This window comes from Pseudoalteromonas thalassia, from assembly GCF_049257215.1.
Taxonomy (GTDB): Bacteria; Pseudomonadota; Gammaproteobacteria; order Enterobacterales; family Alteromonadaceae; genus Pseudoalteromonas; species Pseudoalteromonas lipolytica_C.
The window spans coordinates 26,758-39,722 of sequence record NZ_JBMMUE010000011.1 but is presented as its reverse complement, the minus strand read 5'-3'; the positions used below and the strand labels follow the sequence as shown (position 1 = coordinate 39,722).

The following is a 12,965-nucleotide window of genomic DNA, read 5'->3' as shown; positions in this document are numbered from 1 at the left end:
TTATGAAACTACTCAGATATGGCCCTGAAGGCCAAGAAAAACCCGGTATTATAGATGGTGACGGTAAAATTCGTTGCTTAAGTGGCATTATTAATGATGTTAATGGAGCCGCTCTTTCAGTTGAGAGCCTAGAAAAAATAAAACGCTTAGACCTTACATCACTGCCTATTGTAGATGAGTCAGTAAGAATCGGCGCATGCGTTGCTAACGTTGGTAAGTTCATTTGCATTGGTTTGAACTACGCAGATCATGCTGCAGAATCTGGCATGGCAATCCCAAAGGAGCCTGAAGTATTCAGTAAAGCCACCAGCGCCATCAGTGGACCAAACGATAATATTATCAAACCTAAAAACAGCGAAAAATTAGACTGGGAAGTTGAACTTGCCATCGTCATTGGTAAGCACGCCTCCTATGTCAATGTTGAAAATGCCAATGACTACATAGCTGGTTATTGTGTTTGTAATGATGTATCTGAGCGTAACTTTCAACTAGAGCGTGGCTGCCAATGGGATAAGGGTAAAGGCTGTGACACATTTGGTCCACTTGGTCCTTGGCTAGTAACCAAAGATGAGATTGCTGATCCACTTAATTTAGATATGTGGTTAAAAGTAAACGATACCCAATTCCAAAATGGTAATACTAAAACCATGGTGTTTGATCCAGCATTTATCGTCAGTTATCTCAGCCAATTTATGAGCCTACAACCAGGCGATGTTATCTCTACAGGCACTCCACCGGGAGTTGGTTTAGGGCAAACTCCGCCAATTTATTTGAACGATGGTGATGTTGTAACCCTAGGCATTGAAGGCTTAGGTGTACAACAGCAACGGGTCGTTGATTATAAGAAATTACACTAAGTAATAAATCCCAAATTACATTTGATCAGGACCAAAATCCGATAGAGCGACAGCCTATCGGATTTTTATTTAATACCAATCCGAAAGATTACTTAATTATTTTCAGAGATAAAAAATCTAACTGGCTAGTTTCAAACCAATAATTCCAAGCGCAATCAGCAGTAAGCTGGCTATTTTTAATAGACTCACGCCTTCTGCTAGTAGCGTCATACCAATAATTGCTGAGCCAATTACGCCGATACCTACCCAAACGGCATAAGCCAAACTAAGTGGTAATGATTTAAGCGCCACACTTAAGCAATAAAAGCTCGCAGCCATAGTTAAAACTGTAAAGAATGAGATGAGTGGTTTAGTAAAACCGTTTGATTGTTTTAGGCCATAAGCCCAAGCGACTTCAAGTAAGCCGGCAGTAATAAGTAGGATCCAATTCATGGTCGACCTCTTTTGGGGTCGTCCCCGAATTAAAATCACAACTTTAAGGTCGTCCTTAAAGCGGTGTAACACTTCGCTACACCCGAAGAAATCTACTATGTTGCAAATACCCTGTCAACGATGTGAATTAGATTTAAGCTACAGCTTAGAGGTATATTGTTCAAGTGATTAGGTTGTATATTTACAGCAAAAGACTAAGCTATATGTAAATAACAAAACTTAAATACTATATGAAACTGTTTGCAGCGTTATTTTTATTTTTTTCATATCAAGCTATTGCTAACCTTACTCCTGTTACTTATGAAATGGATGGCGAATTTATTACAGAGCAAGCGGTACGCTTTAATGGCGGGTACGGTTATAACCTAGATGCCAAACACGTTCTAAAGCTCGTTACCCTCGATTGGCCCCCTTATATAGACGAAAACTTATGTAATAAAGGTTGGCTTTTCCAATTTACGGTCAGTGCTCTTCTTGAAAAAGGCTACGGCGTTCATATTAGTTTTTACCCTTGGGCTCGTGCAGTTAGAGAAGCTGAATTAGGCCGAGCAGACATCCTCTTTCCTGAGTACCTCATTGAAGGTAATGTGATTTCTGATAACTTTTTAGATAAAACCCGTAACGATTTACTCGCTTTAAGTCATGCAATCCCGGGAGGAGATCTATCTTTCGTGGCGTTAAAAGGAAACCAAATCCCTTTCAATGGTGACTTAAACTCAGTAAAAGACCTGCCTATTGGAGTGGTACGCTCATATAAAAACACCAAAGAATTAGATGCCATGATCGATAACAAAGAAATCGATACAATCGTGGCAAATAATGAGTATCAATTAATACACCTCTTATTAAGTAATCGTGTAAGCCTCATTGTGGCAGATCTTGAAGTGTTAAAAGCCAGCGTTCATAAATCTGAGTTATCAATTAAGGGTAAGCGACAAATATTAGAATCACTGGTCGCACTAGAACCAAAACTTGAATACAAAGCACTTTATTACTCTGTCAGTAAATCAACACCGCATTGGCAAAAAGTTTTACAAGATTTGAATGATGAAATAGAAATGATGCAACAAAGCGGCAAGTTTGATGAGTTTATTGAAGGCATGAAACAACAGTGCTACGGATTAGAAAAAGCGACGTAACCGCCGCTTTATTTTGATCATATCAGTACGCTATAGATTACTACTCGGGCACTCTAACCCAGCCTTCCATTAACACGCGCGCACTTCGGCTCATACTTGCTTTTGTGACTTGCCATTTGTCATCAACAAGCGTAGCAGCGGCACCCACTTTTAAAGTACCAGAAGGATGACCAAAGTTTACTTCCTGACGCTCGCCACCGCCTGCAGCAAGGTTAACCAAGGTTCCAGGAATAGCAGCTGCAGTACCAATAGCAACCGCAGCTGTGCCCATCATCGCATGGTGTAATTTACCCATCGACATAGCGCGTACCACTAAATCAATATCTGTATCACTAACAACTTTACCGCTTGACGCATGATAAGTTTTAGCTGGTGCAACCCAAGCTACTTTTGGCGTATGTTGACGTGCCTTTGCTTCATCAATATGAGAAATTAGCCCCATTTTCAATGCTCCGTAAGCACGAATCGTTTCTAATTTTTCAAGTGCAGATACATCACCGTTAATGGCTTCTTGCAGCTCTGTACCATCATAGCCAACTTCACTGGCGTTAATGAAAACCGTTGGAATACCCGCATTGATCATGGTCGCAGACAACATACCAATGCCTGGCACGTCTAGTTCATCGACTAAATTACCTGTTGGGAATAAGGCCCCTTCGCCATCTGCAGGATCCATAAATTCAAGTTTCACTTCAGCGGCAGGGAATGTCACACCATCAAGCTCAAAATCACCAGTTTCTTGTACTTCACCATTTGTAATTGGCACATGCACTATAATGGTTTTACTAATATTGACTTGCCATACTTTAACTTCGACAACGCCGTTTTCTGGAATTTTGTTGGCATCAACAAGGCCGTTCGACACAGCAAAGGCCCCTACTGCTGAAGTTAAATTGCCGCAATTACCACTCCAATCAACAAACGCTTTATCGATAGCCACTTGACCAAAGAGATAATCGACATCGTGATCAGCTTTAGCGCTTTTCGATAAAATCACCGTTTTACTGGTGCTTGACGTTGCGCCGCCCATGCCATCAGTTTGTTTTTGATAAGGATCGGGGCTGCCAATTACACGCAATAACAGGTTATCGCGCGCCTCACCTGCCACTTGGGCAGGCTCAGGTAAATCAGTTAAGTTAAAGAACACCCCTTTACTGGTGCCGCCACGCATATAGGTAGCTGGCACCTTAATTTGTGGTTTAAACGCCATTACTTAGTGCTCCTCAGATTCTAAGAAATCTTGCGCGAAACGTTGTAGTACACCACCCGCTGAATAAATTGACACTTCTTCAGCGGTATCTAAACGACACGTCATTGGTACTTCAACAGTTTCACCATTGGCACGGGTGATCACTAAGGTCAGGGTTGCACCTGGTGTTGGCTCACCTTTCACACTAAAGGTTTCACTGCCATCAATACCTAATGTAGTTCGCGTAGTGCCGGCTTTAAATTCTAGCGGTAGTACGCCCATACCAATTAAGTTAGTGCGGTGAATACGCTCAAAGCCCTCGGCTGCAATCACTTCAACACCTGCAAGGCGTACACCTTTTGCAGCCCAGTCACGTGATGAGCCTTGACCATAATCGGCACCTGCCACAATGATAAGCGGTTGTTTACGCTGCATGTAGGTTTCGATTGCTTCCCACATCCGCGTCACTTTGCCTTCTGGTTCAATACGAGCGTATGAACCTTGCTTCACTCCACCATTTTCTTTAACCATTTCATTCAATAACTTAGGGTTAGCGAATGTTGCACGCTGTGCAGTTAAATGGTCGCCTCGGTGCGTAGCATACGAGTTAAAATCTTCTTCTGGGAGGCCCATTTTAGCTAAGTACTCGCCAGCTGCACTTGACGCTAAAATCGCATTTGAAGGCGATAAGTGGTCAGTGGTGATGTTGTCACCCAGTACCGCTAATGCACGCATATTACTAAGCGAACGTTCACCCGCTAATGCACCTTCCCAATAAGGAGGACGGCGAATATAAGTACTTTGTGGACGCCATTGGTAAAGCGGATCGTTGTCTTCACCGTAATCTACACTTAAATCAAACATTGGCTCGTAAACCTTTTTAAATTGTTCAGGTTTAACACTTTGTTTGATCACTGCATCAATTTCTTCATCTGATGGCCATAAATCCATTAAGCGAATTTCGTTGCCTTGTTGATCGTACCCTAATACATCTTTTTCGATATCAAAGCGAATAGTACCAGCAATGGCATAAGCAACAACCAGTGGTGGTGAAGCTAAGAATGCTTGTTTAGCATAAGGGTGAATACGGCCATCAAAATTACGGTTACCCGAAAGTACAGCTGTTGCATATAAGTCACGGTCAATCACTTCTTGCTGAATCTTTGGATCAAGCGCACCACTCATGCCGTTACAGGTCGTACAGGCAAAGCCAACGATACCAAAGCCAAGTTGCTCGAGTTCAGGTAATAAATTTGCTTCTTCTAAGTAAGATTTAACCGCTTTAGAACCCGGTGCCAGTGATGTTTTAACCCATGGCTTACGGGTTAACCCTTTAGCGTTAGCATTGCGCGCAAGTAAACCAGCGGCAATTACATTGCGTGGGTTACTAGTATTAGTACAACTTGTGATTGCTGCAATGATACAGGCGCCATCTGGCATTAAGCCTTCTTCATTTTCAACGATGCCAGTGATACCCGCTTTATCAAGGTCCTTTGTTGCAACACGGCGATGTGGATTCGATGGGCCCGCAATATTGCGACCAACTGATGACAGATCAAAGGTTAACACACGCTCATATTCTGCCGTTTTAAGGCTATCGCTCCAAAGACCGGTTTCTTTTGCGTAAGTTTCGACTAGTTTAACCTGCTCTTCTTCGCGACCTGTTAAGCGTAGGTAATCAAGTGTGTTGTCATCAATGTAGAACATCGCAGCTGTTGCGCCAAACTCTGGTGTCATATTAGAAATAGTTGCTCTGTCACCTAAGGTAAGTGCATCGGCACCTTCACCATAAAACTCAAGGTAGGTCGACACAACTTTTTCATTGCGTAAAAACTCGGTGATCGCTAATACGATATCAGTTGCAGTAATACCCGGTTGTGGTTTGCCTGTTAGCTCAACCCCAACAATGTCAGGTAAACGCATGTAAGACGCTCGGCCAAGCATCACGCTTTCAGCTTCAAGACCACCCACGCCTACAGCAATAACACCTAATGCATCGACCATGGGTGTATGGCTATCAGTACCAACTAGTGTATCTGGGAATGCCACGCCATCGCGGTTTTGGATCACCGGTGACATTTTCTCTAAATTGATTTGATGCATAATGCCGTTACCCGGCGGGATCACATCAATATTTTTAAATGCTGTTTTTGTCCAATTGATAAAGTGGAAACGGTCATCGTTACGACGGTCTTCAATAGCACGGTTTTTTTCAAAAGCATCCGGTTCAAAACCTGCGTGTTCAACCGCTAATGAATGGTCAACAATTAACTGTGTTGGTACCACAGGGTTTACTTTTGCAGGATCGCCGCCTTTTGCAGCAATGGCATCACGTAGGCCTGCCAAATCAACCAACGCTGTTTGACCTAAGATATCGTGGCATACAACACGAGCAGGAAACCATGGAAAATCTAAATCACGCTTACGGTCAATCAATTGCGACAGCGCATCATTTAGCATTTCAGGTTCACAGCGACGAACTAAGTTTTCGGCAAGTACTCGCGATGTATAAGGAAGTGTGGCATAGCTGCCTGGTTTAATTGCATCAACAGCAGCGCGGGTATCAAAGTAATCTACTCCTGTGCCTGCTAATGGTTTTCTAAAATTTGTATTCATGATGATTCTACTTGTACTTGGTGACGGTGAACAAAGGTGGGCTGATTGTTTTTGTATTTATTTCGCCCCTTCATAAAGGGGCAGCTAAGCTACCCCTATCACTGATTTAATTAACGATTAACGCTCAGAAATTGGCGTATAGCTGCGCGCTTCTGGGCCCGTATAATCTGCACTTGGGCGAATGATACGGTTGTTAGCACGTTGCTCTTTCACGTGTGCTGTCCAACCTGTAACACGGCTCATCACGAAAATTGGCGTGAATAACTTAGTTGGAATACCCATGAAGTGATACGCAGATGCATGGAAGAAATCAGCATTACAGAATAATTTCTTTTCACGCCACATAACTTCTTCACAGCGAACAGACACTGGATAAAGAACATCGTCACCCACTTCTGCAGCCAGTTTTTCTGACCACTTTTTGATGATCACGTTTCGTGGATCTGATTCGCGGTAGATAGCGTGACCAAAGCCCATGATCTTGTCTTTACGCTCAAGCATACCCATCAGTGCATCTTCAGCTTGATCTGGGCTTGTGAAGCCTTCAATCATATCCATAGCGGCTTCGTTTGCACCGCCATGCAGTGGACCACGTAAGCTACCAATCGCACCCGTTACACAAGAATGAATATCCGACAATGTCGATGCACAAACACGCGCAGTAAATGTCGATGCATTAAACTCATGCTCAGCATAGAGAATTAAAGACACATTCATTACTTGCTCAAACAGTGCTGATGGTGCTTTGTCATGTAATAAACGTAAGAAGTGTGCACCTACCGAATCATCATCAGTTTCAGTGTCGATACGAACGCCGTCATGACTAAAACGATACCAGTAACAAATAATACTTGGGAATACGGCAACTAGGCGGTCAATCGCATCATTCGCTTGTGAGAAATCTTGCTCCATTTCTAGGTTACCTAGCATAGAACAACCAGTGCGCATTACATCCATTGGGTGTGCGTCTTTAGGGATGTTTTCAAGCACTGTTTTTAGTGCTTCAGGTAAACCACGTAGTGATTTTAGCTTTGCTTTATATTCAGTAAGCTCAGATTCTGTTGGTAATTCACCACGCGACAGTAAAAAAGACACTTCTTCAAACTGCGCTTTATCTGCTAATTCACTAATATCATAACCACAATAAGTTAAACCTGAACCTGATTTACCTACTGTACATAGTGCTGTTTCACCTGCTACTTGACCACGTAAACCTGCGCCGCCTAATGCTTTATCTACCATGAGTGTTCTCCTTATATGTTGTCGTTATGATTTTTTAGCTGAGAAAAGGTTATCGAGTGTGTTTTCATATGAGTGGTAATCTAAAAACTCATATAATTCTGCACGTGTTTGCATGTTGTCTAATTGGCTTTGTTGTGAGCCTTCGTTAAGAATAGACGAATACACATTAAGCGCTGCTTTGTTCATGGCTCTAAATGCACTTAATGGATAAAGTACAATTTCAACACCAACTTCGCTTAACTGCTCTTTTGTATAGAGCGGTGTTTGACCAAATTCAGTGATGTTCGCAAGAATTGGCACATTTAACGCTTTAGCAAACGCTTGGTAATCTGCTAAATCATGTACAGCTTCTGCAAAAATAGCGTCTGCGCCAGCTTCAACACATGCTGCGGCGCGATCAATCGCGGCATTTAAGCCTTCTTTTTGGAATGCGTCAGTACGCGCCATGATGTAAAAATCACTGTCAGTTTTGGCATCAACCGCTGCTTTAATACGGTCAACCATTTCATCTTTAGACACGATTTCTTTATTAGGACGGTGACCACAACGCTTTTGTGCTACTTGGTCTTCAATATGGAAGCCCGCAGCACCCGCTTTGGTCATTTCTTTAACGGTACGAGCAATATTAAATGCACCGCCCCAACCTGTGTCAGCATCAACAAGAAGCGGTAAGTCGGTAGCGCTGGTAATTCGACGAATATCTTCAAGTACGTTATCTAGGCTAGTCATACCTAAATCTGGCATGCCGTATGACGCGTTAGCAACACCTGCACCTGAGAGGTAAAGTGCTTGGTGACCTGTTTTTTCTGCCATCATTGCGCAGTACGCATTGACGGTGCCAACCACTTGCAATGGCTTGTTGTTGGCAATTGCCTGTTTGAACTTTAATCCTGCTGACATTGGATAACTCCTATCTTTGAACGGTTTCAGCTCTTTGGCTGACTCTATTTTTAAATCTAAATTGTGACTGTTTAACTACGGCGCTACTGATTTTTTGCTGCGAGTAAGTCAAACTTAGTCTGAATATTTGCCTGAGACGCGCTGATATGGCGTTTCATAAGCATTTCGGCTAATTCACCGTCATGGTTTTCAATGGCATTAATAATAGCCAAGTGTTCATCAAATGCTTTTGATACACGCGGCCCAACCATACCCATTTGTACACGGTACATACGAATTAACTGGTACAACTCATTACATAAAAGATGAATTAAGTGTGCGTTTTTCGACCCTTTTATAATGCGATAATGAAAATCAAGGTCGCCCGCTTCTTGGTAGTATGATTCACCTTCTTTTACACGCTGCGTTTGTAAGTGCTGGTTTAACAACTGCTTTAAACCCTGCACTTCTTCAGGTTCCATGTTGTCGGCAGCTAACCGACAAGCGAGCCCCTCAAGGGCACTACGTACCTGATAGACTTCGATTAAACGCTCAGCGGTCAGTGCGACTACACGGCAACCAACATTGGCTTTACGCTCTACCAAATAACAGCTCTCTAAACGATTTAGCGCCTCGCGAAGGGTGGCACGGCTTACACCATAGCGTTTAGCAAGTTCTGGCTCAGAAATTTTGCTACCCTGCTCTATGGTGCCTTGTACAATTTCACGACGCATGTCGACAAACACTTGGTCTGATGCCGTTGTTATCGTGATATCGTTGTAGTTATCGTTGGCTTTTTGCTCTGTCATAAATAGGTCTATTTAAGTACTTGATTAAGATTGTCGACAATTTGTGAGTTCACTATGCGCCCTATCATCGAATGTGTCAACCTTGAGATCGGAAAAATAGACTAAAAAACCAGCAAAATGTCGACATAAAATGATATTTATCAAAAATAATGACTATAAAAGACATTTATATTGGCAATTTGTCGACACTTTAATATCGCTCGTAAAAAGCTAAAAATATCCCATGACAGCGCTATAAATGGTATGATCCGCCTATTATTACGTGACGTGAGAGCCATTTAGTGGACGCTAATACATATATTCCAGATTCATTTATTGATGATGTAAAAAGCTACCTTCCTGAACATTTATCATTAGACGACTTTATTGCAGCCTGTCGTCGCCCACTTAGACGCTCAGTTCGCGTAAATACATTAAAAATGTCAGTCTCAGAATTTCAGCGTCAATGCGCCAATAAAGGATGGGAGTTAACAGCAATTCCATGGTGTGAAGAAGGATTCTGGTTAACACGTCCAAGTGAGGAAGAAGAAGCCCTTGCAATCGGTAATACCGATTTACACTTAAGTGGCGCTATGTATGTACAAGAAGCCAGCTCAATGCTGCCGCCGGTTGCACTGAGAGCCGAGGTTGAGCAAAGCAATACGGTATTAGATATGGCATCGGCACCAGGTTCAAAAACATCACAAATCGCTGCCATGATGGATAATAGTGGCGTGTTAGTTGCCAATGAATTGTCATCGTCTCGCTTAAAAGTATTGGCAGCAACCCTCAAACGTATGGGTGTTGGTAACTGTGCGTTATCACATTTTGATGGTGTGATCTTTGGAGATTACATGTATGAGTGCTTCGACAGTATTTTGCTAGACGCCCCGTGCTCAGGTGAAGGCACGGTTCGTAAAGATGCAGACGCCCTAAAGAATTGGTCAATCGAATCTAATATTGATATTGCTGCTGTGCAAAAAGCACTCATCAAAAGTGCCTTTTACGCCCTAAAACCCGGCGGCACATTAGTTTATTCGACCTGTACTTTAACACCACTTGAAAACCAACAAGTGTGCGAATACCTATTAGCTGAGTTCCCTGATTGCATCGAAGTACAATCACTCGATAGCCTGTTCGATGGCGCAGATAAAGCGACAACCAGCGAAGGTTATTTGCACGTTTGGCCGCAAACTTACGATAGTGAAGGTTTCTTCATCGCTAAATTTAAGAAAGTAGCGTCAAGCGATAACCCCAATCAAAAAGTTAAGAAAGGCGCATTTCCGTTTGCTGAGTTTGATAAAAAGCAAAGCCAAGCGTTTATGCAAACAATTAAAAAACAGTTCGGTCTAAAATCACTTAAAGGCACTTTAATGCAGCGTGATAAAGAGCTTTGGTTGTTTCCTGATGGCTTTGATGAACTGCAAGATAAAATTAAATACTCACGTTTAGGTATTCAACTTGGTGTAATTCACAAAGGTGGGGTTCGTTTAGCGCATGAATTTGCCACCGTATTTGGCCAAGATTGCGATAAAAATACCTTTGAGATGTCTGCTTGCCAAGCAAACGATTACTTTAACGGTAAAGATATTCGGCTCGAAAAACCAACTCAAGATAATGGTGAAGTAGTGTTAATGTTATGTGACTGTCCTGTAGGCCTTGGTAAGTGGCAAAAGAATAAAATTAAGAACTCATTACCACGTGATTTAGTACAAAATGCCCAGTTGATAACTTGGGTATAAGTTGCGCATAAGGCTTGTATAAAGTAGGCACCTTTTTAGGTAAAAAGCCGTAACAGGCTGATTTTAAACTAGTATAAAATTTGTACATTTACCGTGCAATTTCCTGCTTATTAACTACACTTAAAAGTACTTTCTACTTCTCCCTACTGAATTTAGAAGGTGTTTTTTTATAGTTAGCGCAGGCTCGCACGAGCCACCCCTAAGCCCAGAACAATGCGGATTCGTTCTGGGCGTTTTTTTATTCTGAGTATTCGATTAATGTGTGTTTAAATCGAATTCTGTAATTTGGTTGTCAGCATGAATTAGTTGATATTTTGCGAGCAAACCATCATTGAGCTCTATCAAACTGATAGCTGCATTACTAACCAAATACTTTTGCCCTTCACCCATGGTTTGGTGTTTATCAACTTCCATCTGCCAACGTTTAGTAAAAAAGTTAAGTGGGCTTTTTGGGGCATATAAAATCGAATCTAGCTTATCGAGTACATTAATGAGCTTGCGAGGAAACTCATTTTTAATACCACTGGCGGTTAACTGCCAAATACGGTTTTTATGTTTGCCAAAGCGCTTTTGCACTGAAAAACAAAATGAATAATGTACATCACCAGAGAGTATCAAGGTTTCTTTTGGTGTATCTTCACGGCGGAAAGTATCAAGTAGCTTTTTAGCGGAACCTTCGTGGGCCATCCAGTTTTCAACATCAACAAGCAAAGGTTGCCCACAAAAATTAAAAATCGCTTGGATTGCTTCAATTGATTTAACACCAAACACCGGTGCTGGAGATACAATAATCACTTTATCGTGAGACAATAAGCTTTCTTCTAATTCTGTTAGCCTTTCCCAATCAAGTAAGCCAGATGGTTCATTGAAGTTTTGTTCATTACGCCAGCGATGGGTTCGGGTATCGAGCACCACAACTTTGGGTATGGTATTAAGCTCATAATGCCAATGGTTAAAATTGAGTATTAGCTTATCAAAGTCTTTAAAATGCCAACTCTGCTGCTTTAAACTCTGCTTAAAACTTGGCAATAAAGACAATGAGTTAGTACCCGCATCATTACCAATCCCTTGCATTAACCAATAACTAATCAGGCCATTATTTACTATGCGTCGGCTAGCTGGGTGCTGATAAATAGCCTGCTCCCATCCTGCGGTTAAGTTCCAATCATCGGTGACATCATGATCATCAAACATCATCAATGTCGATACATTGGCAAATAATCTTTCGACACTACCAAGGCCTTTTGCGAAACCAAGTAAAGCGTCTTTTTCAAGTTTGAATAAATTAGCGTATTTAGGAGCTAATGCTGGGCATTCAATTGTTTCAAACTCGATTAACTGCCAAGTAATAGTGCTAAAGTTTAGTAAATAAAGCGCTATAAATTCTTGAAAATGAATTAAGTGGTTTTCAGCTTTTAAACTTGAGAAGTGCGGCTCATCTTTTTTGAGCCAATAACCAACACCAAATTTACTGCGTTTTTGCCAAGGCACTTTAGGTAAGTGTAAATGGCGCTTATAAAGTTGTTGTTCAAACCCTGCTGGTAAATCTAAATCAAGTTCGGGCTCTACAAACACACCAAATAAACTAATCACTTTTTCAATCGCGAGCAGCATAGGCCCTGCGACATCATCTGCATATATTTGATCGCCAGATAACAATAATAAGTCAGCACCTGCATTAAGAGATTGACGCTGGTCATTTTGCCATTTGTCAGCAGCAACGAGGCTATCTTTTGCTGGGTGATGAGGATTACGACACGAGCCATGAAGAATTCTATCGAGCCTATTGGGGATCACAAATGCAGGAGATTCAGCTCGCTCGTAGCAATAAGACGACAGATCAATGCTTTTATCTTCATCATGTAACGAATAATAGATCAGTGAATCTACTGTAAACTGGCCACTGACTGGCATGACATTGATGAAATTTAAGTAAAGATGTTGCCCTAATTGAATTGACTCTAAGTTGGAGTAAGTATCAACACCTTTAAACTCAATTCGGTATTGGCAAGGCACTGTTGTAACAAATTGAAAGCACACTCGCCCTGCATCTGCTCGGCGTACCATTGGCCCCATTACTA

At 41.9% G+C, this 12,965-nt stretch carries 10 protein-coding genes; 3 read left to right on the top strand and 7 right to left on the bottom strand.

The genetic code is table 11. The annotated features are described in order from the left end of the window. Nucleotides 1-2 precede the first annotated feature (2 nt). Nucleotides 3-857 carry a fumarylacetoacetate hydrolase family protein gene (locus tag AAEU31_RS13530; protein WP_135924354.1) on the top strand — a complete coding sequence of 285 codons (855 nt, stop codon included), beginning with the start codon at nucleotides 3-5 and terminating at the stop codon, nucleotides 855-857. 117 nt (nucleotides 858-974) lie between these two features. On the opposite strand, the gene AAEU31_RS13525 is transcribed toward AAEU31_RS13530, so the two are convergent. After that, entirely contained in the window at nucleotides 975-1,289 is a 315-nt protein-coding gene (locus AAEU31_RS13525) for a DMT family transporter (RefSeq protein ID WP_421967490.1), read from the bottom strand. Nucleotides 1,290-1,519: 230 nt separating this feature from the next. On the opposite strand from AAEU31_RS13525, the gene AAEU31_RS13520 reads away from it, so the two are divergent. Then, nucleotides 1,520-2,428 (top strand): substrate-binding periplasmic protein, encoded by a 909-nt coding sequence (locus AAEU31_RS13520; protein WP_421967489.1) that lies wholly within the window; start codon nucleotides 1,520-1,522, stop codon nucleotides 2,426-2,428. A gap of 40 nt (nucleotides 2,429-2,468) precedes the next feature. Here the strand turns inward: AAEU31_RS13520 and prpF are convergent, their stop codons facing one another. The 5 genes from prpF to AAEU31_RS13495 all read right to left on the bottom strand — a co-directional run bounded on the left by prpF (nucleotide 2,469) and on the right by AAEU31_RS13495 (nucleotide 9,163). Then, entirely contained in the window at nucleotides 2,469-3,638 is a 1,170-nt protein-coding gene (gene prpF / locus AAEU31_RS13515) for a 2-methylaconitate cis-trans isomerase PrpF (RefSeq protein ID WP_199526574.1), read from the bottom strand. Between the two features lie 3 nt (nucleotides 3,639-3,641). After that, the gene (acnD, locus tag AAEU31_RS13510) at nucleotides 3,642-6,233 is read right to left on the bottom strand and encodes a Fe/S-dependent 2-methylisocitrate dehydratase AcnD (RefSeq protein ID WP_421967488.1); all 2,592 of its coding nucleotides are present in this window, start codon (nucleotides 6,231-6,233) and stop codon (nucleotides 3,642-3,644) included. 117 nt (nucleotides 6,234-6,350) lie between these two features. Then, a complete protein-coding gene (gene prpC / locus AAEU31_RS13505; RefSeq protein WP_135924349.1) occupies nucleotides 6,351-7,475 on the bottom strand; it encodes a bifunctional 2-methylcitrate synthase/citrate synthase in 1,125 nt (374 codons plus the stop codon). 24 nt (nucleotides 7,476-7,499) lie between these two features. Next, nucleotides 7,500-8,375, bottom strand: coding sequence for a methylisocitrate lyase (gene prpB / locus AAEU31_RS13500; protein WP_135924348.1), 876 nt, complete (start codon nucleotides 8,373-8,375; stop codon nucleotides 7,500-7,502). An 83-nt stretch (nucleotides 8,376-8,458) separates the two neighbouring features. After that, a complete protein-coding gene (locus AAEU31_RS13495; RefSeq protein WP_054554723.1) occupies nucleotides 8,459-9,163 on the bottom strand; it encodes a GntR family transcriptional regulator in 705 nt (234 codons plus the stop codon). Between the two features lie 281 nt (nucleotides 9,164-9,444). On the opposite strand from AAEU31_RS13495, the gene rsmF reads away from it, so the two are divergent. Next, on the top strand, nucleotides 9,445-10,884 hold the full coding sequence (gene rsmF, locus AAEU31_RS13490; protein ID WP_421967487.1) for a 16S rRNA (cytosine(1407)-C(5))-methyltransferase RsmF: 1,440 nt from the start codon (nucleotides 9,445-9,447) through the stop codon (nucleotides 10,882-10,884). Nucleotides 10,885-11,139: 255 nt separating this feature from the next. Here rsmF and AAEU31_RS13485 read toward each other — a convergent pair whose 3' ends face one another. Then, nucleotides 11,140-12,960 carry an alkaline phosphatase D family protein gene (locus AAEU31_RS13485; RefSeq protein WP_421967558.1) on the bottom strand — a complete coding sequence of 607 codons (1,821 nt, stop codon included), beginning with the start codon at nucleotides 12,958-12,960 and terminating at the stop codon, nucleotides 11,140-11,142. Nucleotides 12,961-12,965: the final 5 nt, after the last annotated feature.